The organism is Variovorax sp. JS1663 (assembly GCF_002157355.1).
GTDB lineage: Bacteria > Pseudomonadota > Gammaproteobacteria > Burkholderiales > Burkholderiaceae_C > Variovorax.
This window is the reverse complement of the sequence record NZ_LYMK01000043.1, coordinates 14,948-39,093: the sequence shown is the minus strand read 5'-3', so window position 1 is coordinate 39,093 and position 24,146 is coordinate 14,948. Positions and strand designations below refer to the sequence as shown.

28 protein-coding genes and 5 pseudogenes are annotated in these 24,146 nt (G+C 63.3%); 8 read left to right on the top strand and 25 right to left on the bottom strand.

Annotated features, from left to right (window positions below):
• Nucleotides 1-92 precede the first annotated feature (92 nt).
• A complete protein-coding gene (gene lpdA / locus A8M77_RS27525; RefSeq protein ID WP_086924646.1) occupies nt 93-1,502 on the bottom strand; it encodes a dihydrolipoyl dehydrogenase in 1,410 nt (469 codons plus the stop codon).
• 155 nt (nt 1,503-1,657) lie between these two features.
• Between lpdA and A8M77_RS27520 the strand changes: the two genes are divergently transcribed.
• Nucleotides 1,658-2,269: a TlpA family protein disulfide reductase gene (locus A8M77_RS27520; protein ID WP_158101010.1), complete on the top strand. Its 612-nt coding sequence runs from the start codon at nt 1,658-1,660 to the stop codon at nt 2,267-2,269.
• A 24-nt stretch (nt 2,270-2,293) separates the two neighbouring features.
• Nucleotides 2,294-2,497 carry a disulfide bond formation protein B gene (locus A8M77_RS37285; protein ID WP_086924644.1) on the top strand — a complete coding sequence of 68 codons (204 nt, stop codon included), beginning with the start codon at nt 2,294-2,296 and terminating at the stop codon, nt 2,495-2,497.
• Nucleotides 2,498-2,684: 187 nt separating this feature from the next.
• Here the strand turns inward: A8M77_RS37285 and A8M77_RS37510 are convergent, their stop codons facing one another.
• The 5 genes and pseudogenes from A8M77_RS37510 to A8M77_RS27495 all read right to left on the bottom strand — a co-directional run.
• The gene (locus tag A8M77_RS37510) at nt 2,685-2,840 is read right to left on the bottom strand and encodes a hypothetical protein (protein ID WP_158101009.1); all 156 of its coding nucleotides are present in this window, start codon (nt 2,838-2,840) and stop codon (nt 2,685-2,687) included.
• Between the two features lie 61 nt (nt 2,841-2,901).
• Nucleotides 2,902-3,666, bottom strand: a complete 765-nt coding sequence (locus A8M77_RS36245) for a hypothetical protein (protein WP_158101008.1) — start codon at nt 3,664-3,666, stop codon at nt 2,902-2,904.
• An 87-nt stretch (nt 3,667-3,753) separates the two neighbouring features.
• A complete protein-coding gene (locus tag A8M77_RS37505) occupies nt 3,754-3,945 on the bottom strand; it encodes a histidine kinase dimerization/phospho-acceptor domain-containing protein (protein ID WP_443272743.1) in 192 nt (63 codons plus the stop codon).
• Nucleotides 3,946-4,404: 459 nt separating this feature from the next.
• On the bottom strand, nt 4,405-4,623 hold the full coding sequence (locus A8M77_RS27500) for a hypothetical protein (RefSeq protein WP_086924641.1): 219 nt from the start codon (nt 4,621-4,623) through the stop codon (nt 4,405-4,407).
• A 31-nt stretch (nt 4,624-4,654) separates the two neighbouring features.
• A pseudogene (locus A8M77_RS27495) lies at nt 4,655-4,923 on the bottom strand (winged helix-turn-helix domain-containing protein); the annotation flags it as partial.
• Between A8M77_RS27495 and A8M77_RS37500 the strand changes: the two are divergent.
• Nucleotides 4,905-5,174 (top strand): copper-binding protein, encoded by a 270-nt coding sequence (locus A8M77_RS37500; protein ID WP_443272740.1) that lies wholly within the window; start codon nt 4,905-4,907, stop codon nt 5,172-5,174. The pseudogene A8M77_RS27495 and the gene A8M77_RS37500 sit on opposite strands and share 19 nt — an antisense overlap.
• 196 nt (nt 5,175-5,370) lie before the next feature.
• Nucleotides 5,371-5,643, top strand: coding sequence for a TFIIB-type zinc ribbon-containing protein (locus tag A8M77_RS27485; RefSeq protein WP_086924640.1), 273 nt, complete (start codon nt 5,371-5,373; stop codon nt 5,641-5,643).
• Between the two features lie 213 nt (nt 5,644-5,856).
• On the opposite strand, the pseudogene A8M77_RS37495 reads toward A8M77_RS27485, so the two are convergent.
• A pseudogene (locus A8M77_RS37495) lies at nt 5,857-6,172 on the bottom strand (transposase); the annotation flags it as partial.
• Between A8M77_RS37495 and A8M77_RS27480 the strand changes: the two are divergent.
• Nucleotides 6,161-6,841 carry an IS66 family transposase gene (locus A8M77_RS27480; protein WP_158101006.1) on the top strand — a complete coding sequence of 227 codons (681 nt, stop codon included), beginning with the start codon at nt 6,161-6,163 and terminating at the stop codon, nt 6,839-6,841. The pseudogene A8M77_RS37495 and the gene A8M77_RS27480 overlap by 12 nt on opposite strands.
• Here A8M77_RS27480 and A8M77_RS27475 read toward each other — a convergent pair.
• Nucleotides 6,729-7,928 carry an IS110 family transposase gene (locus A8M77_RS27475; protein ID WP_086924660.1) on the bottom strand — a complete coding sequence of 400 codons (1,200 nt, stop codon included), beginning with the start codon at nt 7,926-7,928 and terminating at the stop codon, nt 6,729-6,731. The genes A8M77_RS27480 and A8M77_RS27475 overlap by 113 nt on opposite strands.
• A 268-nt stretch (nt 7,929-8,196) precedes the next feature.
• Between A8M77_RS27475 and A8M77_RS27470 the strand changes: the two are divergent.
• The 3 genes and pseudogenes from A8M77_RS27470 to A8M77_RS27460 form a co-directional block, all read left to right on the top strand.
• Nucleotides 8,197-8,454, top strand: a pseudogene (locus A8M77_RS27470) (transposase domain-containing protein); the annotation flags it as partial.
• Nucleotides 8,451-9,038 carry a plasmid pRiA4b ORF-3 family protein gene (locus A8M77_RS27465; protein WP_192871689.1) on the top strand — a complete coding sequence of 196 codons (588 nt, stop codon included), beginning with the start codon at nt 8,451-8,453 and terminating at the stop codon, nt 9,036-9,038. The pseudogene A8M77_RS27470 and the gene A8M77_RS27465, both read left to right, overlap by 4 nt.
• An 86-nt stretch (nt 9,039-9,124) precedes the next feature.
• Nucleotides 9,125-9,414, top strand: a pseudogene (locus A8M77_RS27460) (aquaporin); the annotation flags it as partial.
• A 199-nt stretch (nt 9,415-9,613) separates the two neighbouring features.
• Here the strand turns inward: A8M77_RS27460 and A8M77_RS27455 are convergent.
• The 17 genes and pseudogenes from A8M77_RS27455 to A8M77_RS37390 all read right to left on the bottom strand — a co-directional run.
• Nucleotides 9,614-9,886, bottom strand: coding sequence for a DUF5666 domain-containing protein (locus A8M77_RS27455; RefSeq protein WP_086924638.1), 273 nt, complete (start codon nt 9,884-9,886; stop codon nt 9,614-9,616).
• Nucleotides 9,887-10,103: 217 nt separating this feature from the next.
• A complete protein-coding gene (ccsB, locus tag A8M77_RS27450) occupies nt 10,104-11,420 on the bottom strand; it encodes a c-type cytochrome biogenesis protein CcsB (protein ID WP_086924637.1) in 1,317 nt (438 codons plus the stop codon).
• A 52-nt stretch (nt 11,421-11,472) separates the two neighbouring features.
• Nucleotides 11,473-12,072, bottom strand: a complete 600-nt coding sequence (locus tag A8M77_RS27445) for a thiol:disulfide interchange protein DsbA/DsbL (RefSeq protein WP_238136988.1) — start codon at nt 12,070-12,072, stop codon at nt 11,473-11,475.
• Between the two features lie 75 nt (nt 12,073-12,147).
• Nucleotides 12,148-12,651: a peroxiredoxin family protein gene (locus tag A8M77_RS27440; protein ID WP_086924635.1), complete on the bottom strand. Its 504-nt coding sequence runs from the start codon at nt 12,649-12,651 to the stop codon at nt 12,148-12,150.
• Between the two features lie 58 nt (nt 12,652-12,709).
• Entirely contained in the window at nt 12,710-13,270 is a 561-nt protein-coding gene (locus A8M77_RS27435; RefSeq protein WP_143694774.1) for an MAPEG family protein, read from the bottom strand.
• Nucleotides 13,271-13,293: 23 nt separating this feature from the next.
• A complete protein-coding gene (lspA, locus tag A8M77_RS27430) occupies nt 13,294-13,791 on the bottom strand; it encodes a signal peptidase II (RefSeq protein ID WP_086924633.1) in 498 nt (165 codons plus the stop codon).
• Nucleotides 13,792-15,207 carry a TRAP transporter large permease gene (locus tag A8M77_RS27425; RefSeq protein ID WP_086924632.1) on the bottom strand — a complete coding sequence of 472 codons (1,416 nt, stop codon included), beginning with the start codon at nt 15,205-15,207 and terminating at the stop codon, nt 13,792-13,794.
• Nucleotides 15,204-15,776 (bottom strand): TRAP transporter small permease subunit, encoded by a 573-nt coding sequence (locus tag A8M77_RS27420; RefSeq protein ID WP_158101005.1) that lies wholly within the window; start codon nt 15,774-15,776, stop codon nt 15,204-15,206. Before A8M77_RS27420 ends, A8M77_RS27425 begins: the two co-directional genes overlap by 4 nt.
• Entirely contained in the window at nt 15,773-16,081 is a 309-nt protein-coding gene (locus tag A8M77_RS36235; RefSeq protein WP_158101004.1) for a hypothetical protein, read from the bottom strand. Before A8M77_RS36235 ends, A8M77_RS27420 begins: the two co-directional genes overlap by 4 nt.
• A gap of 188 nt (nt 16,082-16,269) precedes the next feature.
• Nucleotides 16,270-16,653 (bottom strand): hypothetical protein, encoded by a 384-nt coding sequence (locus A8M77_RS27415; protein ID WP_086924630.1) that lies wholly within the window; start codon nt 16,651-16,653, stop codon nt 16,270-16,272.
• A 254-nt stretch (nt 16,654-16,907) separates the two neighbouring features.
• Entirely contained in the window at nt 16,908-18,098 is a 1,191-nt protein-coding gene (locus A8M77_RS27410) for a glycerate kinase family protein (protein WP_086924629.1), read from the bottom strand.
• A 318-nt stretch (nt 18,099-18,416) separates the two neighbouring features.
• Nucleotides 18,417-18,899, bottom strand: a complete 483-nt coding sequence (locus A8M77_RS37490; protein ID WP_443272756.1) for a MerR family transcriptional regulator — start codon at nt 18,897-18,899, stop codon at nt 18,417-18,419.
• Between the two features lie 76 nt (nt 18,900-18,975).
• Nucleotides 18,976-19,725, bottom strand: coding sequence for a DeoR/GlpR family DNA-binding transcription regulator (locus A8M77_RS27395; protein ID WP_086924627.1), 750 nt, complete (start codon nt 19,723-19,725; stop codon nt 18,976-18,978).
• Nucleotides 19,726-19,797: 72 nt separating this feature from the next.
• Nucleotides 19,798-20,301, bottom strand: coding sequence for a signal peptidase II (gene lspA, locus A8M77_RS27390; protein WP_158101003.1), 504 nt, complete (start codon nt 20,299-20,301; stop codon nt 19,798-19,800).
• A gap of 13 nt (nt 20,302-20,314) precedes the next feature.
• Entirely contained in the window at nt 20,315-20,953 is a 639-nt protein-coding gene (locus tag A8M77_RS27385) for a phosphatase PAP2 family protein (protein ID WP_086924625.1), read from the bottom strand.
• A complete protein-coding gene (locus A8M77_RS27380) occupies nt 20,950-23,847 on the bottom strand; it encodes a heavy metal translocating P-type ATPase (RefSeq protein WP_086924659.1) in 2,898 nt (965 codons plus the stop codon). Before A8M77_RS27380 ends, A8M77_RS27385 begins: the two co-directional genes overlap by 4 nt.
• A 39-nt stretch (nt 23,848-23,886) precedes the next feature.
• Nucleotides 23,887-24,102: pseudogene (locus A8M77_RS37390) on the bottom strand (cation transporter); the annotation flags it as partial.
• Nucleotides 24,103-24,146: the final 44 nt, after the last annotated feature.

Here is a 24,146-nt window from a genome sequence, read left to right as displayed (position 1 = left end):
GGCGTGCTCTCGAGGAGACAGTGCCTTGCTCAACGAACGACGAAGACCACACTGGGGTCGTTCGCAGGAGCGTCGTGGTGCTTGAGATCCGGTCAGACGTGAAGGGCGCGCCCTTCCACCGCGAGCGCCGCCTCGCGCAAGGCCTCTGGCAGGGTCGGATGCGCGTGGCAGCATCGCGCGATATCCTCCGAAGATGCCTTGAATTCAATGGCAACCACCGCCTCGTGAATCAGTGATCCGGCCTCCGGACCGATGATGTGGACGCCCAGGATCTCGTCCGTAGCCGCGTGGGCCAGCACCTTCACGAGTCCGGTGGTGTGCGCCTTGGCCTTGGCGCGTGCGCTGGCGCTGAATGGGAACCTTCCGGCCTTGTATGGAACGCCTGCCTTCTTGAGCGCCTCTTCGGTCTGCCCGACCGACGCCACTTCTGGCGCTGTGTAGATCACCGAAGGAATGGCGTTGTAGTTCACGTGCGACTGCTGGCCCGCCAACATCTCCATGAGTGCGATTCCTTCCTCGGACGCCTTGTGCGCCAGCATAGCCCCTCCGATTACGTCCCCGATGGCGTAGATCCCAGGAGTTGCCGTGGCGAACGTCTTCGGGTTCACCGCAATGAATCCTTTGGCGTCGGTTTTGAGATTGGCGGACTCCAATGCTAAGCCCTCGGTGTTCGGCTTGCGACCGACGCTCACCAACACGGCGTCGCACGCGAGCGGCTCGCGCGTGGGCTCTCCTGCATCGACCGGCGCCACGTCGACCAGTACTGCTCCCGCCTGCCGTACGCCGATCACCTTGGTGGAAAGCATGAAATCGAAGCCGGCCTTGTGCAGGATCTTGTGCAACTGCGTGGCCATCTCGGTGTCCACGCCCGGAGTGATGCGATCCAAATACTCCACGACAGTGACCTTGGACCCGAGTCGATGCCAGACCGAACCCAGTTCAAGGCCAATGTAGCCGCCACCGATCACCACAAGGTGTTCCGGGATCTTCGGAAAGCTCAGGGCACCAGTGGACGAGACGACGCGCGCTTCGTCCATCTGAACGCCGGGCACGACACTGGCTTTGGATCCAGTCGCGATCACGATCTGCCGGGCCGTGATGGTCTGCTCTGCGCCCGATTCTTCACGCACGACGACCCGGCCTGGACCGTCCAGGCGACCCTGGCCGAGCAGCCGGGTGATCTTGTGCTTGACGAACAGGAAGTCGATGCCGCGTCCCAGTTCGTCGACCACGTCGTCCTTGTGCGCGAGCAGCTTCGACAGGTCGACCGTTAGGCCGCTGAAGGCAATGCCATGCTTGCCGAAGGCCGTGCGTGCCTCCAAGTAGCGCTCGGAAGATTCCAGCAACGCTTTGGAGGGAATGCAGCCCACGTTCAAGCAGGTGCCGCCGAGCCGCGGGCGGTTCTCCACACAAGCGATGCGCATCCCCAACTGGGCACCTCGGATGGCGGCCTGGTAGCCGCCCGGGCCGCCGCCGATGATCACTACGTCGAAATCACTCATCCTCGTTCTTCTCCTTGGTTCGCCACCGGCGTGGCGGACCACCGATGTTCGCCCGGAACGTCCACGACGGTGACATTGGGCAGCGCATCGCCAAGGGATTACCCCGTGCCGTTGACTCTCCACCGGCTAGAGGTTGTCCAATCGTTGGTCGTGCCATGTCCTGGATCTTGAGAATTTCCGCTGTTGCAGCCGCGTTGGTGGTGTTCGCCGCCCTGGGTTTTATCGCCCGCGAGGCAATCGACGGCAGTGTGCCGGAGCAAGCCGGGGCAGGCAAAGATGATCCGCGAGCTGCCGCCCAGATCGTTGAGCTGAGCGGCCAGAAGTTCCAGCGCTGGGCGAAGCCGCGTGCTCTCCCCGACTTGAGGTTCTCCGACACCGCCGGCAGGCCGGCCAGCTTGGGCGACTTCCGCGGCCGGACGATCCTCCTGAACGTGTGGGCGACCTGGTGCCCGCCATGCCGGGAAGAAATGCCCGCCCTGGACCGCCTGAACGCGCGTGTAGGCGGCGACAAATTCGCCGTGGTGGCGCTGGCGCTTGATTCGCCAGCCAAGGCGGATGCTTTCCTGCGGCAGATCAAGGCCACCACGCTCCAGGCGTATGCGGATACCGAGGGGCAGGCAATGAGCACACTGGGAGTGACCACGGTTCCCACGACGTTGCTGATCGACGCCCAGGGGCGCGAGATCGGTCGGCTCTCTGGCGCCGCGGCCTGGGACGAAAGGCCTGCGGTCGAACTGATCCAGTCTTATCTCAAGGAGTCGTCCTGAACACCGCGCAAGCGATCGGCCTATCTGCGTCTGCGCAGGACCTGCCTCGCCCGGCGTGGACCTGCTGTCTCTGGCATCGCTGTCCAGCCAGCTGCCACTCTGGGGAGCCTCTTCTTCACCGAGGTGATGCAGCTGCAGCCCTGCGTGTTGTGCTGGTATCAGCGAATCGCGAGGCATCAGCGCAGAGCGCACCTCGGCCGATGGCGCCGAGGAGTTGGCCATGCTTGATCTCATTCCACAGGGGGAAGCGCTGCTGCTGCAGGCCGTGCACCAGCGCGATGCGACCGCCGCTACCATGCTCGCTTTCCGGCGGGAATGTTCCCGTCGGCCTGCAGAGCTGCGGCGCGCTGTGAACCCGGTTCCACCGCGCGGGCGGACGGGCGCGCCTGACGGCAACCGATAGCGCGCGCACTCGCTACATCGGATCGCCGGGACCAGCAAGTCGGTGTCGCTGGGCCGTTCGTCGTAAACCTCGTAATGCGTGACGAATCTGCTGCTCGGCCTCCTGGATCTTCATCATCTTGCCGAACTCGGTGGGCTTGGAGGCCTTGCCCTTGCGGATGATCTCCATATGGGGCTCGAACAGGCTGACGAGCTTGCCGGGCGCACGCGTTTTTTCCCTGGAACCGGCGTTACCTCGTTTGGCGCATTACCTGCTGCACCCGCGGGATCGTCGTCTGGAGATAGTCGCCGTGCGCTTCGATGGCCGCCTGCGTGATAGCGCACGTGCCGGCCTTGATGCCGTTTGCACCTCGCGCACGAAGCGCTTGGCCTGGCGGACTGACCGGCTGGTTATGGTCAGCAGCCGCGCGTAGCACTGGCGCAGCCGCTCCTTGCCCTGATCGGTGCGGAAGCTGCGGCTGGCGCGGCCGATGCGCACCAGACGGCGCCGCGTGCTCCTCATGCGATCGCGCAGCTTCGCGCCCGCCGCGGTCAGCCGTTCGATCTTCTTCATGGTGCGCGTGAGTACGCGCACGCCGTCGCCCAGCAGCGAGCCGTCCGTCGGGTAGTGGATGTTGGTCTCCACGGACGGTGGTGTCCACGCGCATGCGCCGGCCCTGGACGATCTTGGGCTCCTGAGCGATGGCCACTACACGCCGATGGGTCCGCTCGACCACGTCCGGCCCCAACGCCACCCCCAGCTTGCCCAAGGTCTTCGCGTCAGGGACCTTGCCCGCTCCGACGCGGGTGAATTGGCGGTACGAGATTGGCCCCTCGCGCTCAAGGACGGCGTAACTCCAGTTGCGCATGTGCTTGAGCAGCAGCAGTCGCAGCACCACCTCTGCGGGCGTGCCCTTGCGCCCGCGCGTGAGGCTGTGCGTCCAGCGGCGCGCCAGCACCTCGTAGACCAGCTGCACGAGCTGCGTGTCGGCAAGCACCTGGTCGACTTGGCGCATCCAGTCTTCCCACGTTGAGATGAACCAATTCCTTGTGCAGCGGCGACTCACTGGCGTCCGCACTCGCGATGAACAGCATGTCGGCGATCAGGCGCGACAACCGCTCCAACTCTTCGGCATTCCCCTCCTGCGCCTCGCGCAATTCATTCTCGCTTCGCGAGCGCGAAAGGCCACCTGCGTGCGACCCAGGAGCGTCGCCACCGGAGTCCTCATCTCGTGTGCGAGATCTGCGGAGAAGTCCTGGAGCCTGCGGTACCCAAGGTCGATGCGTTCCAGCATAGCATTCAGATCGCGCGAGCGCCGCCAGTTCGCTCGGCAAGCCAGCCAAGCTCACGCGCGCATCCAGAGAGTCCGCGCCGATCGTCGAGGCGAGGCGGTGAAACCTCCGCAACGGCCCCAGGCTGGTGCGCGCGATCACCCAAGCACCTGCGGCCACGAGTAGGAGCACGGAAGCTAGTCCAACGGCAGTGGCTCGCAGGAACCCGGCCAAGAGGCGGCTGTCATGTCGCCGGTCCAGCGAGTTGTTGCAACGGATGGGTCGGCGACCGGCAATTTGCGTGATGCCCCGGATCTCGCTGAAGCGCTCCTGCCGCGGACCTCGCCACTCAAGGATGATTGAAGGACCATCGGCCATTTCGGCGAGAGCCAGGACGGACTGCCCGCCCAATGGAGAGAACTCGCCGACCACCGCGTCGGTCTGCACATCGGCCAACGCCAGGTGCAGGTCGTCATGACCGATCAGAAGGTCTTCGAAGCGGTGGCGGTCCTGTGCGACCGCACCTTGGCTGGGGACTTCTGCCAGAGATGCGCGAGCAAGTCGCGTCTGCCGAGGAGTTCGCTGGCCGAGCGCTCGTCCAGCTGCTGCGTCAGGGCCAGATAGCCGAGAGCCGCCACTCCTCCCGCGACGACCAGGCCGAAGAGCGCACTGGCGAGCGCGATTCTCAGCGCAAGGGACATGCGTGAAGGAGAGGTTCCCCGATTCATGCAACTATGGCGCCGGTCGGCGCTCCAGCACGTAGCCGACACCCCGTACAGTGTGGATCAGCTTGTGTCAGGGAAGGGATCGTCGATCTTGGCCCGCAGCCTGCGGATGGCCACCTCCACCACGTTGGTGTCCGAGTCGAAGCGGATGTCCCAGATCAGCGAGGCGATCTGCGTGCGCGACACGACCTCGCGCGGGGCTAGCAGTATCAGCAAGGGGAATTCCTTGGCCGACAGGTCGATGCGCTGCCCGGTGCGTGTGGCGCGGTGCCGCACCTGGACATGAGCAAGAAGCCGACAACCGGAAAGGCTGCCGTCCACGAGGCCAAGGACACGGTGAAAGTCGCCGACCAGCCGGCAGCGTCGTGCTGGTGCACGGACCGATTGCCAGCCTGAACTGGCCGCCCATGACCATGAAGTTCCTCGTCAAGGACAAGGCGTTGTGGGAGAAGCTCGCCGAGGGCAAACAGGTCGAAGTCGAGTTCACCCAGGAGGGCAAGGACTACGTCGTCACCAAGGTGAAGTGATCCGCCGAAGGTTTACACGCATCTCAAGCCGCTACGAACTGCACCGAAACCGAGGTCATCCCATCTTGTGGTTTTCGAGGATGTCTGTTCGCGAAACCTCATCAAGGCGGACGAGGCCTCATGGATTCGCGGGGAATGGTTGACACTCAAGCGGCTAGAGGGTTTCAAATACTCGTACTCTTCCGGAGATATCCAAATGAAATGTCCCACCTGTGTGGAATCAGTGCTGGTCATGACCGCGCGCCAAGGAATTGAGATCGACTACTGCCCGAATTGCCGGGGGGTCTGGCTCGACCGGGGTGAGCTCGACAAGATTGTTGAGCGGTCCATGGGCGAGACCGGCTCTGCAGGGGCGGGGGCGATTCAGCCCGGCTACGGCCAGGTTTCGCGCGGCGACTGTGACGATCGCGGAAAATATGGGAACCACCCGCAGAAGCGTCGTGGGTTCTTGAAGGATCTTTTTGACTGACGGGGTTTAGTTTCCCTGCCGTGCGGCACAGTCGTGGCGCATCCTGACATCAGCGTTGCGATGGCGGCATGAAGCTCATGGGGGAGCGGTTGTGGAAAAGAACGTCGACAATCGCCGAACTTTCCGCAGATGCGGACTGCTCATGAGCTCTCTCAAGAAGCGGAACTGACGACAGCCGTTCTCATGCGGCTGCCTTGGCCGAGCGCTTGGTGCCCGAGAGGACAGCACCTTGCCGCCGCTGATCTTGATGCCCGGACACAACCCCCGCCAGGGGCAAAAGTGCTTGACGCTGCAAAGCGGCTGACATTCGGGCCGATTTCACAGCTTCGTCACCACTGTCACCCCCAGGCCATTGATGCGCGTGAGGTCCGCGCCCGCCCAGGTCCAGTCGCCAGCCGCTGGCGGATGTCGTGCTCCGTTCGGGCCTTGCTGCCGAGCGCGGCTGCTTGCTGATGTCCACCGGGGTGCGGCTGCGCGCGTCCGACAAGGCGTCCAGTCGGCAGTCGCACTCGGCAAGGTGGCGGCCAATCGGCTGTGGGTGTACGTGCGTGATGACCGTCCCTGCGGCAGCCACGACCCACCGGCGGTGTGGTTCCGCTACTCGCCGGACCGCCAGGGCAAGCACCCGCGCGAACACCTCAAGCGCTACCGCGGCATCCTGCAGGCTGACGCCTACTCGGGCTACGAGGGCGTCTACAACAGCGGCCGTGTCCAGCACGCGGCCTGTTGCGCGCACGCGAGGAGGTACTACTGGGAGGTGCACGAGGACAACAAGTTCGCCCCGGGATCCGTGGTCGAGCAGGGGCTGCATCGCATCGCCGCGTTGTATGCGATCGAGAGCGACATCCGCGGCCAACTCCCCGAGGAACGACAACGACAGCGGCAAGCGCGTGCGGCACCGTTGCTGAAGGATCTGCACGACTGGCTCAGAGACATGGTCGGGCGTGTGTCGGCCAAGTCAGAACTGGCGCGAGCCATTGGCTACACGCTCACGCACTGGCAGGCGCTGACGCGCTACTGTGACGACGGGCACATCGAGATCGACACGGATGCTTTCGACAAGAGTCTCAGCAGTCCCCCTCCTGCTAAGCAGGCCTTGTCTTGGCAGGTGGCCGCTCTCGCCACGCAGCGACGAAGTGTCGGTACTCGTGTTCGGCCTTGGCAAGCCAAGCACGCTCCTGATCGCGCACAGTCTTGAGGCTGTAGTCGCGAGCGGGACCTGGCTTGTTTCCGCCGCGCCGCGATGCGCGACCGGCGGTCAGCTCCAGCGCCCGCAGCTTGTATTGGAGCAATGCAGGTCGGGTCCAAGCGTAGTCCTGGCTCTTCGTGAGCATGTGCCAGACGAGAACGGTTAGCTTGCGGGCTGTCGCCACCGCGGCAACCTGCTTGCCTCGCTTCAGGCTGATGCGATGGAAGAATGCACTCAGCGGACCCGGGCTCGGAGCGAGAGACCACGCGGCTTCCACGAGCATGCCGCGCGCATGGCCGCGACCCCGGTGGGTGATGTGCCCATGGAACGCCGGATGATCGCCCGATTGGTGCACCGAAGGATTCAGTCCGAGGTAGCTGACCAACTTCTCGGGGCTTGCAAAGCGCGTGATGTCGCCGATGGCGGCCAGCACACTTGCAGCCACGATCGCATTGATACCGCCGATGGTCATGAGGCGCCGAACGTTCGGATCGTCCAGCGCTCGCTGGGCGAGATCTCGATCGATGACCGCGAGCTCGGCTGCCAGACGGCCGAGCTCGTCGTGATGGCGCAGCGCCATTCGCATCTGGTCGACAGGCAGCGGCAGCGCTTCGAGCCGTGCGCGTCCGCTCTTGCTGAAGATGCGCCCGGTCTCGCGCGGCATCAGGTTGGCGTGCAGGATGGAGTGGATGCGGTTCTTCAAGCGCGTCATCTGCGATACGAGCTGTGTGCGCTCGGCGATCACGCGCCGCTGCAGCTCGACGTCCTCGGGAGGCATCCACACCTCGGGCAGGAACTGCGCGGCGTGCAGGCGCGCGAGCGTTGCGGCATCGATCTTGTCGGTCTTGACCTTGGCCCAGGCGATTGCTCGCACCTGAAGCGGATTGGCAATGACCACGCGATGCACGAATGGCGCCAAGAGGCGAACGATGACGGCAGTGTTGCCGGTAGCCTCGAGGACGATGTCGTCTTCCTTGGTCAACACCCTGTCGGCGAAGGCAAGCACGGCTTCGCGCTCCATGGTGAAACGACCGTGGTCCTTCACGACTCCCTGGTCGAGGATCGCAACCTGCGCGAAGCTTCGATGAACGTCCAGTCCGATGACTCTCATAGGCGACCTCCTGCAGTAGTGCAAGAACACGGCGGAAGCTCGCGGGCAACACGACAACTACGGATTCGCGCTCGCAGCGCAACCGGGCGAATCGAAGGGGCAGCCAGATAACAACCCGAGCTCGCAGCTCATTGTCTAACGCCGGCCTGCCCGCAAAGACATGCTCCCGTCGCCCCTATCCCGGTGCGCGGACGATACTCCGCCGGTTGCATCGACCGCGCGCCGAGCGGCGCGCGGGTCAAGCATGCCGGGTAACAATGCGGCCGAACGCGCGCTGCGCGGCGGCGGCCTTAGATGGAAGAACTTCTTGCTCTTCGGCTCCGACGGCGGAGGCAAGCGTGCAGCGGGGATCTACAGTCTGGTGGAGACTGCCAAGCTCAACGGGCTTGATCCCGAGAAGTATTTGCGCGACGTGTTCGAGCGCATCGCCGAGCACCCCATCAACCGCATCGAAGAACTGCTGCCGTGGAACATCGGCCGATGCGCTGAGCAACAACGACAAGCCGCATGACCATGGCGACCACGACGCCCCGCAAAAGAACTGCTGCCACCACCATCCTGCAACTGCGTATCGAATTGCGCGGTACCAAGCCCAAGATCTGGCGCCGGGTGCTGGTGCCGCAGACCATCACGCTGCGCAAGCTTCACTCGGTGATCCGGGCCGCCTTCGGCTGGGGCGGAGGACATCTGCATGAGTTCATTGCCGGTGACGGCGAGCGCTTCGGCAGCCCCGACCCGATGTACGACGACGCCGAAGCCGTCAGCAGCGACAATGTGCGCCTGACCACGGTGCTGCGGTCCTCGACGCTGAGCTACGTCTACGACTTCGGCGACTACTGGGACCATCGCATCACGGTGGACAAGACGCTCGCCGGGGATCTGCTGCTGGAACTTCCGTTCTGCGTCGGCGGGGCTGGCGCGACGCCGCCCGAGGATTGCGGGGGCGTCTGCGGGTATGAGGACTTCGTGCGCGCCATGGCCGATCCGGACCACCCCGAGCACGCGCACCTGGCGCAGTGGATCGGTGCCGATACCTGGGACCCGGCAGCGTTCGACAGCATCACAGCATCGAGGTCAACGACCGTCTCGCCCTGATCAAGCTATGAGCAGCTGACGGGCAGACGGCCCGTCAAGAGGGCCTTGGTCGCACGCTTACAACTCTCGGGTCTCGGGCGGAAGTCCTGGGCACGGCGCTGCTGCTGGCCGTGGTGATCGGCTCGGGCATCAGGGCCGAGCGCCTGGCCGGCGGCAACGTCGCGTTGGCCTTGCTGGCCAACGCCCTGGCCAAGGTCGGCGGCCTGTACATCCTGATCGAGGTGTTCGGTTCGGTACCGGCGCGCACTTCAATCCCGCGGTCAGCGCCATGATGGCCTGGCGCTGTGAATTACCCGCATCGAGCTTGTTGCCGCATGTGGCGGCCCAACTCATCGGCGCCCTGCTGGGGGCCCGACTGGCGCATGCGATGTTCGACCGCTCGGCCCGGTTGCGCGCAGCGATCCTCGCGTACTGCGCGACCTTTCAGTGTTCGGGGAAACCACCCCAGCCTCGGTCACCCTGGCGCTGCGACGCTGCAACCAAATGGGTCGCTCCGCACGCTCGCCCGCTTCTTATCGACCGACGCTGGCCGTGAACAAGGTACTCAGGGAAGGCCGTTGGCGGACGTTCATGGATCAATCGTCCCGGTCGATCTCATGTGCAACTTTACGACCGCTTTTCTCATGAACGTCAACCTCAAGCCGGTCTCCGACTTTGATGTCCTCAAAGCGGGTCATTCCGTCATCGTACTTAGTATTGGCGTCGACATAGATTGTCTGGCTCTTAATGACGAAGCTCCTCGCATTGCTATCGATCCTGTCGACGACCCCCTCAATGTCATGCGCCTGCGCCACCGAACTCACGAGCGCGCTAATGGCAAGAATCAGGGCTGGTCCAGGGTGTTTCATTGCGATCTCCTCATAAAACGAAACGTTTAAGGCACTTTTCGAATGCCACGCGTGACCTAAGGTCTGCTTGCCTCCGATGCACCGAGGCACTATTGCACCAGATCATTCGACCCGCTGTGGTGCGGACTGCGACAATCCGCGGGCAACTTGCGCGGGACCGTTGGGAGTCACAGGTCGCCACCTCCACTGCTCACTCCACTGGACACACCGGAACCTCCTAAAGCGAGCCGTAGCTGTGCAAACCCGACAAGAACATGTTCACGCCGAGGAACGCGAACGAAGTCACCGCCAAACCGACCAGCGCCCACCATGCCGCGACGGTGCCGCGCAGGCCCTTCAGCAAGCGCATATGCAGCCAGGCCGCGTAGTTGAGCCAGACGATCAGCGCCCAGGTTTCCTTCGGGTCCCAACTCCAGTAGCCACCCCAGGCCTCGGCAGCCCAGAGCGCGCCGAGCACGGTCGCGACAGTGAAAAACGCGAAGCCCACTGCAATGGATTTGTACATCACGTCCTCTAGCACCTCCAACGAGGGTAGCTGGCGCGCGATGCGCTGGCGGCCCATGAGGATGCCAGCCACGACCAATGCCGACACGCCAAAATAGATCGCCCAATACCCCCCAACGCCATCCCCCCTCCGAAACACGACGGGCTCGAAGCACAGTGCGACACCGAGCAGCCACAGCGGAGCGAGCTTGTACCACCTGGCTTCTGCGGCCCGCTGCTTGACCAAGTAGGCGAACGCCACCATTGCGGACAGTGCGAAGGTGCCGTATCCCACGAAGTTGGCGGGCACATGGACCTTCATCCACCAACTTTGCAGGGCAGGCACGAGCGGCTGAATCTCGTGTTGTTCACGCACAAGGGTGTACCAAAGCAGGAAGCCTACCGCGGCGCTGACCACCAGCATGACGAACGCGCCCATCGCTCGTGTCTCGTACTGGTCCTCGAAGTACAGATAGAAAGCAGCGGTCAACCAGCAGAACAACACGAACACCTCGTACAGGTTGCTCACCGGAATATGACCGATATCGGGTCCCATAAGGTAGCTCTCGTACCAGCGAACGAAGCTGCCAATCAGCCCCATGCCGATCGCGGCCCAGGTCAAACCGGTCCCGACGCGCTGCATCCCATCCCTGCCTGACCCCGCGAGCATCCCGATCCAATAAAAAGCAGTACTCATGAAGAACAGGAGACTCATCCAGAGGATGGCCGACTGGCTGGAGAAGAAGTACTTCAACCAGAATGCGGTCTCGGCACGCTCGAGGCTGCCCCCATACGAAACCACGGCCATGACGGAGATGCTGGCCACGGCCAGCATCAAGATGCGAAGGTTCTTCCAGAACCAGCCGATCCAGATGGCCGCGGGAATGCTGCAGATCAGGATCGCCTTCTCGTAAACGTCCATGTAGCCGCTATACCGCAGGAGCGCGTACCCGCCGCCTGCGAGTGCAGCCAGTGCGAAGAACCAGTCGAACCAGGTTCTCCGGACGAAATAGCCTTCATTGAGGGTCAGGGTGAGCGTCTTGGTGTTCATGCTAGCGATCCGCTGAGCGGAACTCGAGTTTCTGTAAAAGGGAAGCCGACGCTCATGGCCCCTTCTTGGCCAGTGCAATCAGGTGTTCGGCCACGAGCAACGTGCGCGGGTTGGAGCCGGCCAGAGAGCCCGAGGTGAGCCACCTGCCGTTCACGCCGAGCGAGGGCGTGCCCTCGATCTTGTAGCCGGCTGCCAGGGCCGTCGCCTGCCTGACCTTGCCGGCGACCCCGAATGAGCCCATGGTCTCCACAAGGCGCTTGCCGTCGGCGCCGTTCTTTGCAGCGAAGGCGGCGATGTCCGCGGCCGTTGCGAGGCGCTGTCGCTCAGCATGGATCGCGTGAAACACCTTTCCATGCAGCTGCTCGACAAGTCCCAGCGCCTCCAGCGTGAAGTAAAGTTGCTGATGGATCACGACGTCCTCGCGAAAGGCAACCGGGATCCGCCGGAACAGGACGTCCGGGGGCAACTTCTTGAGCCACGCCTCGAGTGCAGGCTCGAACGCATTGCAGTGGGAACAGCTGTAGGCGAAGAATTCCAGCACCTCGACTTGCTTCGGGTCCTTGGTTGGCTGGCGTGGAGAAACTTCCACATAGTGCCTGCCTTCGACAAAGGGCTCCTGAGCATGCGCGGCGGTTTGTACGGCGAGGGTCAACGGGATTGCGAGGCTGCAGAAAGCGCGTCTCTTGATCATGGTGAGAAATAGAAAGTGAGAAATTGTGAAGCCAGCTCAGCTTTCGGAGAGCAACTGGTCGATGAGTTGATGAAGTCGGACGAAATCAAGCTGCCCCACGAAGCGCTTGACGATCTCCCCTCGCTTGTTCACGAGGTAGGTCATCGGGGTGAGCTTGACATCTCCCCATGCCTTGGCCACCGCGCCGGTATTGTCGATGGCAACTGGGAAAGGCAGCTTGCGCGTTTGCGCTAAGTTGACCACATCGCTTGGCCGGTCGTAGCTCATGGCCACCGCGATGGTTTCGTAGCCGCGGCCACGGAACTTGTCGTAGGTGCTGGCGAGCTTGGGCATCTGCGCGACGCAGGTGGTGCAACTGGTTGCCCAGAAGTTGATCAATACCACCTTGCCTTGGAGGTCGGCAGCGGTCCTCGAAGAACCGTCCAACAGGATGAAAGTGGTCTGCGGCGCGGCTGAGGATTTCAGGCAACCTGAAAGTGTCAGTGCGACTGCGACTGCGACTGCGATGGCGATTGCCAGAGGATTACGGACGTTTCTCATGCGTACTCCGAGCAGATGGCGCTTCCTGGGGATTCCTGCGAACGATGAAGTTCGATGTTCACGGGGCGATTGCGGAACTTGCCAGCGCCACCATGCTCAGGGCCAGGAGGACCAGGGTGGGAATGGCGGTGGTGACCATGCCGAACGCCCGTGCCGCCGCACCTTGGGGGTACCCACGGTAGAAGGTGATGCGCCCGACCGCGAACAGCGCCGCCGCCACGACGACGAGCGATAAAGCGGGGCCGGTGAACAGCGTGCCGAAGCCGAGGTGCGTGCATATGGCGATGAAGCCCTGTTCGAGCGTGTTCTGCAGAAACGCGTTCTTGATCCTGATGGCATCGCTGGGCACGCCGAAAGCGGCCCCGCGGATGTCAGCCGTGGACTGCCGCCGGGCATGCGAGACGAGGCCAACCGCCAGCATGACCCACAGCAGGATGAACAGGTTGACCCGCAACGTAAAGACCAGCCCATCGAAGGTGGTCGTGGGAAAGCTCACGAGCTTGGGAAGCAGCGTGTAGCCCGTCGCGAAGCCGGCCGCAGACAGCATCAGCGCCCTGACTGCGGCCCTTCGGATGCCTTGGACTTCTTTTCTCAGATCGATGTCGTGCGCCGTGTTCATGTCGAACGTCCAAGCTGCCCCCTTCAACGGGACTCTTTTGCTGCAGCGCGGTCGTCGACGCTCACCAGCGACTGGACAACAAGTGCAATCGCACCGCCCACGATGGCCATGTCGGCAATGTTGAATGCTGGCCAATGCCAGCCGCCGACGTGGAAATCCAGGTAATCGATCACATGCCCGCGCACCGCGCGATCGAATGCATTGCCCAGGGCGCCGCCCAGGATGAGGCTGTAAGAAAGGGCTTCCATTCGCCGCAGTGGCCGTGAAATCTGCCACGCTAGCCATGCAGAGACGCCGAGGGCGATCGCGAGGAAGAACCATCGTTGCCAGCCACCCGCGCCGGCCAGGAAGCTGAACGCCGCGCCGGGGTTGAGTACGTGGACCAGATTGAAGAAGGACGTCACCTCGTGCGACCACCCCAAGGGCGTCGTCATGTCGATGTAGCTCTTGGCTGCTTGGTCGCCTGCAGATGCGACGATTGCGAGTGCATACCACTGCGCTTTTCGTGGGGGATGGTTCATCTACTTCTTTTCGAGTTCATGGGGTTCCGACTCCGGCAAAGGTTCGGCAGGAGCAGGCCGAAGCGCATTTTCGATTTCCTGCTCTGTGGCCCGGACCTGCAACTGCTGCGTGGTCGCCAGCCCGGGGAAGGCGACCAGGAGGCCGACCATCAGCAACTGGATCGCAAGGAACGGAATTGCACCCACATACATCTGCGTCGTGCGGACCGTGGCAGGCGCGACGCTGCGCAGGTTGTACAGCGCGATCCCGAAGGGGGGGTGCATGAACGAAGTCTGCAGGATCACCGCGACCATCACGGTCAACCACACCATGTCGACCCCGAGCTTGCGCGCAACGGGCACGATCAGTGGGACGACAATGAACGCGATCTCGAAGAAATCGAGGAAGAAGCCGAGCAGGAAAATACCCAGCGTCACGGTGAGCAGGAACGGGGCCTGTCCCTCCGGCAGGTGCTTGAAGATGCCTTCGATCCACACTTGGCCGTCGAATCCCCGGAAGACAAGCGTGAAGAACGAGGCGCCGAGCAGCAGGAAGATGACACTGGAGCACAGGACGCCCGTGCTGGTCAGGGCCTGGCTGAGCCGGCCTCCGGCAAGTCTCCTGCGCCATGCTCCAATCACCAGTGCACCGCAGGCCCCGATGGCCCCGCCGCCCGTAGGCGTGGCGATCCCGAAGTAGATCGAAGCGAGAATTGCCAGAATGAGGCCAAGGGGTACGCCTGCGGCGACCGCCGCTTCGAGCCACACCTGCCTGCGGGAAGCATTGACCGCGGAGGCGATCGGCGGTGCGAGCGAAGGCCGCAGTCCTGTCACGACCAGCACGAAGAGCAGATAAAGCCCGACCAGGATCGCGCTTGGCAGCAGCGCGGCATGAAAGACCTCGATCAGCGGCACCTCCAATTGCTCGGCGAGCACGATCAACACCAGGCTGGGGGGCAGCATCTGTGCCAAAGTGCCGGCGGCGGCGATCGATCCTGTCGCCAGCCGCGCGTCATAGCCCGCCTTGAGCATCGCCGGCAGCGAGATTAGGCCCAAGGCGATGATCGACGCCGACACGAAACCCGTGATCGCTGACAGCACGGCGCCGACGATGATCGTCGCGTAGAGCAGTCCGCCCGGCGCGCGCCCGAAGAGGCGGCCCAATGCGACCAGGATGTCTTCGGCCACGCCCGTGCGCTCCAGGATCAAGCCCATGAGCACGACCAGCGGCACCGCCAGGAAGTTGTCGCTGTTGAAGACGCCCTGCAGGCGCAGCGGCATGGCAAGCAGGAAGGACGGGTTGAACTGCCCGAGCGCCACTCCGAGGGCGCCGAATGCCGCCGCCACTGCGGCCAGCGAGAAGGCCACCGGGAACCCGGCCAGCAGCACGACAACCAGTGTCGTGAACATCAGGGGAGCGAGCAGATCCGGGCTCATGCGAATCCCCGACGGTCCGGATGCTCGACTCCCAGGGGCCGCGGCGCGACGCCCGCCAGGAATGCGACGCAGCGCACCGCCTCGGCTGCGCCTTGGGCGGCCAAACTCAGGAAGCCGAGCGGGATCATGCCTTTCATGATCCAGGCCGGGAGTCGGCTGAGGCTTTCGCGGCTCTCGCGGGTTTCGCCGGTCACGAACGAGGTGACGAAGTCCGGCCAGGTCACCCATACCGCGATGACGCACAGCGGCAGCAGCACGAGGGCAATGCCGGCGAGATCCAGCCACGCCATGCCGCGCGGCCCGAGTATTCCCGAGAACACGTCGATGCGCACGTGCTCATCGCGCTTGAACGTGTAAGCGGCCATGAGGAGCACCGCCGCCGCGAAGAAGTGCGGCTGTACGTCCTGCATGGTGGAGGAGGCAATGCCGAAGAATTTGCGGCTGATCGCGTTCCCGGCGATCAGCAGTGCGTTGGCCAGCAAGCCCCAGCGAACGACAAAGGCGAGCCGGCGGTTGGCCCGGTCGATCGCGTCGGCCGCGCGCAGCGCAGCCTGGAAGCCGGCCTTCACCGGGTTGCTCCTGCGAGCGGCAGACCCCGCGCAAGGGGGCGAGCCCGTGGACCCGCGATGGCAACGCAGGCACAGCCCGGTGCAGACCCGGCGATAACGACCGGGAAGCGCGCGCCCGGTCCGATGCGCAGCAAGCCCACCACCCCGGCAAAGAGCCGCAGGCCGATCCGGCCGTACTGGCCCGATACGGGCCAGCGTGCCGTCGCCAGAACGCCGACGTACTCCGAGTGGCCACTGGGCATGGTGTCGCGGCTGTCGGGGGCGGAAGCGGCGCTGTAGATGGCCTGACCGAGCAGCGCGAACAAGGCCTTTACGGTCAACAGAGGGGCCCGGTGGCCAGCGGGGCGGCCTCTACAGGGAAGGGCAGCATGGCTGCGGCAAATGCTGCCGCGCGTGCGTATCAGGGGAGGGGACATGGGTTCTCCGACGACGAATGAGGCGTTCGCTGGCAACCGGACAAGCCGCGCCAGCGCCGATTCAGGTCGACAGAGATTCAGACTCGAAGTCTGCGCGTTTTAAGGTAGACGGGATCGGGCGGAGGCCGCTCGTCGGGGTGCCCCTGCGGAGGCAGATGGCGGCCATCGGAAACATGGACAACTGGCACCACCAGGCCATGCAGGACGGCGGGCAGCGATGGCGCTGCGACCTTGACCGGCTCGAATGACAGCGACTTGTTGGCCGAGTACTGACGGCACAGCATCGGCTGAGCGGAATCCATTCCCTCGCAGGGTTCACCCGCCGTCAACATCTCGGCCATCGCTCCGGCGTCAGACATACCAGCACAAATATAGCTCGCCAACGCCAGCTGGGAGAACAGCAGCGACAGCACAATCAGAAACGCGGTGGTGCAGCGGTGGAGCGAGCGGCGGGGAAGCATTGCGATGCAGTTTAGCGCCCGGAACGACCGGGGTCATCCAGGAATTGTTAGTCAGGCTCAGGGAGGTCAGAGCATGGCTCCAGACGCCTCACCGGCATCGTGAGCAGCCAGACAAGGGCTGCCGACACCATCAGTGCGACGCCGATCAAGATGTATCTCGAGCAGCGTCCAGCACCGGAAAACATGCTGAACGCGGCACCTGAGTTGCGCGCCGCGGGGTAAAGGCGGGGCTGCGGCCGTAACGCCCTGGGGAACTACGGGGACGAGGCTCCCAATTTCGCTGACTTCTTTAACCCGAGCACCAGCCCGACCCGAATCATCCGAACAGCGTCTTCGGTCGCACATATGAGAAGCTTCTGAGCGTCTCGGATCGCCTCGTCGAGGCTGCAAGGCCGCTTTATGATGCTGGCGAAGGCGTCAATGCCGTGGTTGAAGTTGGCCGCGCAGCCCTTTCCAATAGTGCCGGCGAGCGCCACCACGGGTAGGCCGTGCGCCTTCGCGCGTCGAGCGACCTCTGTCGGAATTTTGCCGACGGGCGTCAGCCCGTCCAGCGACCCCTCTGCCGTGATGACGAGGTCTACTTTGGCGAGCAGCTCATCGAAGTTCAGGAAGGGCAGGATGACCTGATACCGGGGACGCAGCCTGCCGCCAAGGAATGCACGAATCCCGGCGCCAAGTCCGCCTGACGCGCCAGCCCCGGGCGCGGTCGAGATATCGCACCCCGTCGCCTCGTGCACGCGATCTGCGTAGACTTCGAGTGCTTGCTCAAGGACCGCGACCTGCTCGGGACTCGCGCCCTTCTGCGGACCGAACAGGCGTGCCACACCCCGGGCCCCGAGAAGAACATTATGCCAATTCACGGCGGCATCGATTGCAACATGACTGAGACGGGAGTCCCGCTGAGACAAGTCGATACGGCTGATCCGGCCAAGCTCAGCGCCGCCGAAGCCGATGGAATTGCCGTCGCGATCGAGAAGGCCTACGCCGAGCGCCTGTGCCATTCCAGCGCCGCCATCATTGGTGCCACTATCGCCGCAGCCGATCAGGATCCGCTGGGCGCCATGGTCGAGCGCTTCGCGGATCAGCTCACCGACACCAAAGCTGGTTGTACGGGTCGGGTCGCGCTGATCGCGGGGCACGAGGGAGAGACCAGCCGCAGCCGCGATCTCAATGACGGCTGTCTTCGGTCCCGAGCCGCCAAGGAAGCCGAAGAAGCTCTCGACGGGCAGGCCGATTGGACCGGTTACGACAACCCGGTGGGTGGTGCCACCGGTCACCCCTACCAGCGCTCTGACGAACCCCTCACCGCCATCCACCAGAGGGGCTTTCAGCACCTGCGCTTCCGGCATGGCTCGGTGGATGCCGGTCGCGATCGCCTCGGCGACAGCCCAAGCATCGAGGCTTTCCTTGAAGCCGGACGGGGCAACAAGGATGTTCAAAGCCATGGCATATCCTTGCTCACGAACGGCGTTCTACGGACCGTCATCAACCTGAACTTCGCCCCCGGAGCGAAGTCCGAAGCGGGGCCAGACGTACAACGGGAAAACAATGACAAGCACCACAATGATCGACTTCAGGATGGCGCTCAGGCTCAGCAATTCCTTTGCATCGCGATCGTCTTGTTCGAGGCCGCCTAGTTCTAGAAGGACAACCCGATCTACAGCTGGCCGCGCTCACCGATTCGGGAGGCCTGAACATCGTGTGTCTGCGCCTGCTGAAGCGCGACCGCAGGCACGACGCCAACTTCAAAGCATCGGCGATATTCAACAACGACGACCCCCTGGTGAACGGGGCGATAGTGCTCGTGACATGGCTGGGGACGAACATCCCTGATCCGGGTGCGCACACGGGCGTTCTGCGGACAAGTTCCCTGCGCTTACGTCTCTCCGGATCTCGCATTGCTGGGACCTTGCCACCCGGCGCATTCCATGCAGTTCCTTTTTCAACTGGACAAGCTCTTCGATGCGCTCGCCCAGTGTCGAGAGATGGTTGTCGAGTTGCTGGCGCATTAATTTGTGTCGCAGGGGCGGCGAAGCTTTGGAGGCGAGCAGATCACGGATGTCATCCAAGCCCATGTCCATGAGGCGGCACAGCCGAATGAACTTCAAGCGATCTACGTGCGCCCCGGAATAGAGACGAAAATTTCCCGAGGTCCGGGCTGACTCGCACAGCAACCCCCTGCGCTCGTAGAAGCGGATGGTCTCCGCCGATGTCGCTGAGGCCTTCGCCAGTTCCCCGATCCTCATGTGTTCGGTAAGTTCGTTCATTTATCGACCATGACAAATTCAGGCTTTCAGCGGATCACTGGCCGGGAGTTTGCCTTTAGGCTACGACGACGCAGCGCCCTGCGATCAACTGCTCGATGGACGGTGGAGGTGCTCTATCGGTGAACATCACATCGAAATCGTTAAGAGCACTGAGCTCAAGACTAGCCGGGCGTGAAAAACTGCCGAACTCTGCTGCCAGCCAAACGGCGCGCGAGTGCGCAACGATCATGCGAGTCAGGCCGACCTCTTCACTGCTGCGCCCGCCCAATGTGCCGTCGGTTATGCCGAAAGTGCCGATGACACAAACATCGACCTTGAACTGACCAATGAAATCGATGGCAGCGTTGCCCACGATCGCGCCGTCCACACCCCGGACTCGACCCGGCGTCACAATCAGCTCGCAGTCCGCGTTGCATGAAAGTGTGGTCGCAACGTGGAGGTTGTTGGTGACCACGCGGAGACCTCTGTGCTGCACTAACGCTTGAGCGATTGCGATGACCATCGGTGCATGACTCAGGAATAGCGAATGCCCGCTCTCCACAGATATGGCGACGGCCCGGGCAATGCGGCGACGCGCATCGCTATTGATGAGCCTGCGTTGATCAATGCTTTTGGTATCCGGACTCGGCAATCGCACGCCACCATGAAAGCGCACAAGATGTCCTTCGGCCTCGAGCACGTGCACGTCGTGTCGAACGGTCTGTTCGGTCACAGCGAAGCTTTCGGCCAGGGCGTGAACGCTCAGAGGCCCATCTTGCCTCAGGGCGTCAAGGATGCGCAACTGTCTTGGGGATAGGCCTGTCATGACGCAGCCTTCACCCACCGCGCCTCGTGAGGCCTGAAGCTGACCAACGTTGCGACCTCGGGCAAAGCCGTTTCATCGCTCCTTGCACGCCGGAGACCACAGGCGGTCCCATTCGGACGTGAAGGTCGACACAATCAGGCTCGCTACTCCTGAGCAGATTGCGATATCGGCAACATTGAAGGCCGGCCAATGCCAGTCTGCCGCATAGAAATCCAGGAAGTCCGTCACGCGGCCATAGACCCAGCGGTCCACCGCATTGCTGACAGCGCCGCCGAGCACAAGGCTATATGCGAGACCCTCCAGACGCTTCATCGGCATCGTGAGCAGCCAGACAAGGGGCGCCGCCACCATCAATGCGACGCCGATCAAGATATATCTCGACCAGCTCCCAGCATCGGAAAACATGCTGAACGCGGCACCTGAGTTGCGCGCCGACACCAGATTGAAGAAGCTTGCCAGCGGAATCGCCGCGCTCTTCGCCAGCTCCAGGCGAACCCAATGGTTGGTGAGGAAATCAGCGAAGACGACGGCGGCCCCGAGCGCCCACCACGGCAAACCGATTCGTATGCGGCTCATCCGGAGCATATTGTCATTTAGTTGCACGGTGCCGGGATAAGGCGAAGAGTCGCAAGGCAAGTGCGTGCGGTGCTGACCGCAGCATGGGAATTCGCCTGGTAAGGCCATTCGCAGCAACAAAGCAGGCGAGACCAACCATCCAGCCGCCCACCACGTCGGCGGGGAAGTGCGCGCCCAGCGCAACGCGCGAGTAGCCGACCCCCAGCAGGCCCAACAGCAACATGCCACGACCAGGCGCAGCCACGATCGGCCACATGGCGGCGACAACCAGCATGGCGTAGACCGAGTGCCCGCTGGGAAAGCCATGCGTAGGCTCCTCGGGGACCAGCACATGTGCGGCTTGACCCAGTACGGTGCCGGGTCGCGGAAGATCCAGTCCCCATTTGAGCGCGCTTGTGATGGCAAATGCCGACAGAAACGCCCACCCAAAGAGAACGGCCCGATCGATGATCCTTGCCCCGTGCTCAACATCGGCGCAGCGTCGCCCCCAGAATAGAAGCGCGGCCACCACCAGGGGCGCCGCCCAGTAGTTTCCAAGCGCGCTGCCAACCCGCACCAGGGGCTCGAGGCTCGCCGGCGTCGCGGCGTTGATGCCTTCGAACAGCAGCTGGTTGAGTCCCAGCCAGTCGTAAGCCAGCAGCTTCAGGTTCATGCCGGCTTCAAAACCTGCGGCGCGGCCGCATGCTCCGGCATTTTCGTGGCCCCCAGCAATCGCAGCCCGTTGAATACCACGAGCAGGCTCGCGCCCATATCGGCAAAGACCGCCATCCACATGGTCGCGTGGCCGCTGAAGGTCAGTGCGATAAAGATCGCCTTGATGCCAAGGGCCAGCACGATGTTCTGGGTCAGAATATTCGCGGTGGTCTTGGACAATCGAATGAACGTTGGGATCTTGCGCAGATCGTCATCCATCAAGGCCACGTCGGCCGTTTCGATGGCGGTGTCGGTTCCGGCTGCACCCATGGCAAAACCGATGTCGGCGCGTGCGAGCGCCGGTGAGTCGTTGATGCCATCGCCAACCATGCCGACTTGACCATCGCGGCCGACCAACTCCTCGATCGTCTTGAGCTTGTCCTCTGGCAACTGGTCTCCCCGCGCTTCGGCGATGCCCACCTGGGCGGCGATCGCCTGCGCCGTGTGCTGGTTATCTCCGGTGAGCATCAGCGTGCGAATGCCCTGTGCCTGCAGGTCGGCAATCGCCTGGCGGCTCGTTTCCTTCACGGTATCGGCGACCGCGAAGACACCCAGAACGTTGGCGTCATCCATCAGCAGCACGGCGGTCTTGCCTTGGCGTTCCAGCGCTTCCAACTGCGACTGCAGCGGAGCCTCGCTCAGGCCGCGCTCCTGGGCCAGCCGATGATTGCCCATATGCAGCGTCCGACCTTCCACCGATCCGCGGACGCCACGGCCCGGCAGCGCGGCGAAGGCCTCGACTTCTTGCAGCACGACGCCATCCCGCAGCGCCCTGCGCGCGATGGCTTGAGACACGGGGTGATCCGAACGCGACGCCAGGCTGGCCGCCCAGCCTGCCACCTTGCGGCCATCGCCAGTGAGGGCCACGAAGTCGGTCTGTTCGGGCTTGCCGTGTGTGAGCGTCCCGGTCTTGTCCAGGGCGAGAACCTTGAGCTTGCGGCCACCCTCCAGGTACACGCCGCCCTTGATCAGGATGCCCCGGCGCGCCGCCGCCGCCAGGCCACTGACGATCGTCACCGGCGTGGAGATCACCAGCGCGCACGGGCAGGCGATCACCAACAGCACCAGGGCCTTGTAGATCCAATCCATCCAGTCCGCGCCCATGGTCAAGGGCGGGATCACGGCGACGAGCAAGGCGAGGGCAAATACGGCGGGCGTGTAGACGCGCGCGAACTGATCGACGAAGCGCTGCGTTGGTGCCCGACTGCCTTGCGCAGACTCGACGGCATGGATGATGCGCGCCAGTGTTGAGTCATTTGCGCCGGCCGTGACCTTGTACTCGAACGAGCCCGTTTCGTTGATCGTCCCGGCGAAAACCTGATCTCCCTCGGCCTTCTCCACGGGCAGGCTTTCGCCGGTGATGGGTGCCTGGTTGATGGCCGAGCGCCCCGAGGCGATCACCCCATCGAGCGCGATGCGTTCGCCTGGCCGCACACGCACAAGTGCCTGCAGCGGCACATCCTTGGCAGGCAACTCGTTCCAGGACCCGTCGGCTTGACGAACCGTCGCTGTCGCGGGAGCGAGGTCCATCAGGCCACGGATGGCATTGCGCGCCCGGTCCAATGACTTGGCCTCGATCACTTCGGCAAGGGCGAACAGGAACATGACCATCGCAGCCTCCGGCCAGTGGCCGATCGCCATGCCCCCCGTGACCGCAATGGACATCAGGGCGTTCATGTTGAGGTTGCGGTTCTTCAGGGCGATCCAGCCCTTCTTGTAGGTGCTCAAACCCCCGGTGAAGATCGATACCAGCGCGAGAGCTACGACCGCCCAGTGATTACCGTTGTGGATCCAGAAGACGACTTCGGCCAGTACTGCGGCGATGCCGGACACCGCCATCGGGACCCAGTTGGTCCCTTGTTCGACCGCCTGGGTATCGAGCGGCTCATCCGTCGTGTGCACCACCGTCTCGAAGCCCAATGATTCGATGGCCTGCACGGCCGCGCCGATAGCCTGCGGCGTGTGCTTGACGGTGAGCGTGCGCTGCATCAGGTTGAACTGAAGATCGCCGACCCCGGGCATTCCCTGCAGCTTGCCCCGAATCAATCCCTCCTCGGTCGGGCAATCCATTTTCGCGATATGCAGAACCGTCGTGGCCCCCTGCGCATCTTGGCGTTCGGCCTTCATGCCGATGGACGTCAGCGCCTTCTCGATGGGCTCGGTCGTGGGCAAGGCGTGGCTGACCGAAAGCACACGCTGCATGAGGTTGAAATCCATGGCGTGGATGCCGCTCACCTTGCCCAACCGATCTCTGATCAGCGCTTCCTCCGTGGGGCAATCCATGTTCTCAATGCGAAAGGTCACTTTTGAGGTGTGCGCATCGAGGTTCGGCGCAGCCTCAGGCGCGGCGGCCGGCGGGGCACCGACCGGAGCGACGGGCGCCTCCGAGGCAGGCGTGTGAGGGCCGTCTTCTTCAATGCTGGCCTTCATGCCGATCGAGGCCAGGATGGATTCCACCTCGGCGCGGACCGGTTCGGCATGTGTCACCGCCAAGGTGCGTTGCTGAAGGTCGAACTGCAGGTCCTGCATGCCCTTGAGCGCCTGCAGGTGCGAGCGAATGAGCTTTTCCTCGTTCGGGCAGTCTATGTTCTCAATCCGGTAGAGGGTGCGGACTGTGTCGTCAGCACGCCGAGCGTGCATACCGACCGATCGCAGGCATGCCTCGAGCATGTCTGTCGAGGCCAGGCTGTGAAAGACGGTCAGTGTTCGCTGGGGCAGGTCGAACTCAAGGCTCTCGAGCCCGGCGATCCCTTCGAGGGTGCGGCGGACGAGGGCTTCCTCGTTGCGGCAATCCATGTTGTCGATATGGAAGACCGTTTTCTGCGGGGACGGACCCTGGCGATGCGCGTTCATACCGACCTCTGCGAGAGCTTGATCGATCGGATCAAGGGAAGCCAGGTTGTGGGTGACCTTCAGGGTCCGCCGCTGAAGATTGAAGGCGAGCCCGTGCACCCCAGCCACCTTCGCGAGTCGATTGCGAATGAGCTTTTCTTCGCTTGGGCAGTCCATGTTGTCGATCCGGTAGACCGCTTCCCGTGCGCTATTGCCCGTAGCTTCGGCGGAGGATTTGGCGCCGCACCCGCACTGGGTGTTCGTGTCCTTGTTCATTTCGATTCCTTGGATTCGCAGCGGGTTTCCCCACACAGGCTCGA

Coding starts and splice junctions, on each gene's coding strand:
- A8M77_RS27440 (WP_086924635.1), bottom strand. CDS start 12,651: ATGAGAAACGTCCGTAATCCTCTGGCAATCGCCATCGCAGTCGCAGTC.
- A8M77_RS27380 (WP_086924659.1), bottom strand. CDS start 23,847: ATGAACGCGCATCGCCAGGGTCCGTCCCCGCAGAAAACGGTCTTCCAT.
- lspA (WP_086924633.1), bottom strand. CDS start 13,791: ATGAACCATCCCCCACGAAAAGCGCAGTGGTATGCACTCGCAATCGTC.
- A8M77_RS27395 (WP_086924627.1), bottom strand. CDS start 19,725: ATGACAGGCCTATCCCCAAGACAGTTGCGCATCCTTGACGCCCTGAGG.
- A8M77_RS27455 (WP_086924638.1), bottom strand. CDS start 9,886: ATGAAACACCCTGGACCAGCCCTGATTCTTGCCATTAGCGCGCTCGTG.
- A8M77_RS27415 (WP_086924630.1), bottom strand. CDS start 16,653: ATGCTTCCCCGCCGCTCGCTCCACCGCTGCACCACCGCGTTTCTGATT.
- A8M77_RS27435 (WP_143694774.1), bottom strand. CDS start 13,270: ATGAACACGGCGCACGACATCGATCTGAGAAAAGAAGTCCAAGGCATC.
- ccsB (WP_086924637.1), bottom strand. CDS start 11,420: ATGAACACCAAGACGCTCACCCTGACCCTCAATGAAGGCTATTTCGTC.
- A8M77_RS27465 (WP_192871689.1), top strand. CDS start 8,451: ATGACCATGGCGACCACGACGCCCCGCAAAAGAACTGCTGCCACCACC.
- A8M77_RS27520 (WP_158101010.1), top strand. CDS start 1,658: ATGTCCTGGATCTTGAGAATTTCCGCTGTTGCAGCCGCGTTGGTGGTG.
- A8M77_RS27485 (WP_086924640.1), top strand. CDS start 5,371: ATGAAATGTCCCACCTGTGTGGAATCAGTGCTGGTCATGACCGCGCGC.
- A8M77_RS27500 (WP_086924641.1), bottom strand. CDS start 4,623: ATGTCCCTTGCGCTGAGAATCGCGCTCGCCAGTGCGCTCTTCGGCCTG.
- lspA (WP_158101003.1), bottom strand. CDS start 20,301: ATGAGCCGCATACGAATCGGTTTGCCGTGGTGGGCGCTCGGGGCCGCC.
- A8M77_RS37490 (WP_443272756.1), bottom strand. CDS start 18,899: ATGAGGATCGGGGAACTGGCGAAGGCCTCAGCGACATCGGCGGAGACC.
- lpdA (WP_086924646.1), bottom strand. CDS start 1,502: ATGAGTGATTTCGACGTAGTGATCATCGGCGGCGGCCCGGGCGGCTAC.
- A8M77_RS37505 (WP_443272743.1), bottom strand. CDS start 3,945: ATGCTGGAACGCATCGACCTTGGGTACCGCAGGCTCCAGGACTTCTCC.
- A8M77_RS37510 (WP_158101009.1), bottom strand. CDS start 2,840: ATGGAGATCATCCGCAAGGGCAAGGCCTCCAAGCCCACCGAGTTCGGC.
- A8M77_RS27425 (WP_086924632.1), bottom strand. CDS start 15,207: ATGAGCCCGGATCTGCTCGCTCCCCTGATGTTCACGACACTGGTTGTC.
- A8M77_RS36245 (WP_158101008.1), bottom strand. CDS start 3,666: ATGCGCCAAGTCGACCAGGTGCTTGCCGACACGCAGCTCGTGCAGCTG.
- A8M77_RS27385 (WP_086924625.1), bottom strand. CDS start 20,953: ATGAACCTGAAGCTGCTGGCTTACGACTGGCTGGGACTCAACCAGCTG.
- A8M77_RS27410 (WP_086924629.1), bottom strand. CDS start 18,098: ATGGCTTTGAACATCCTTGTTGCCCCGTCCGGCTTCAAGGAAAGCCTC.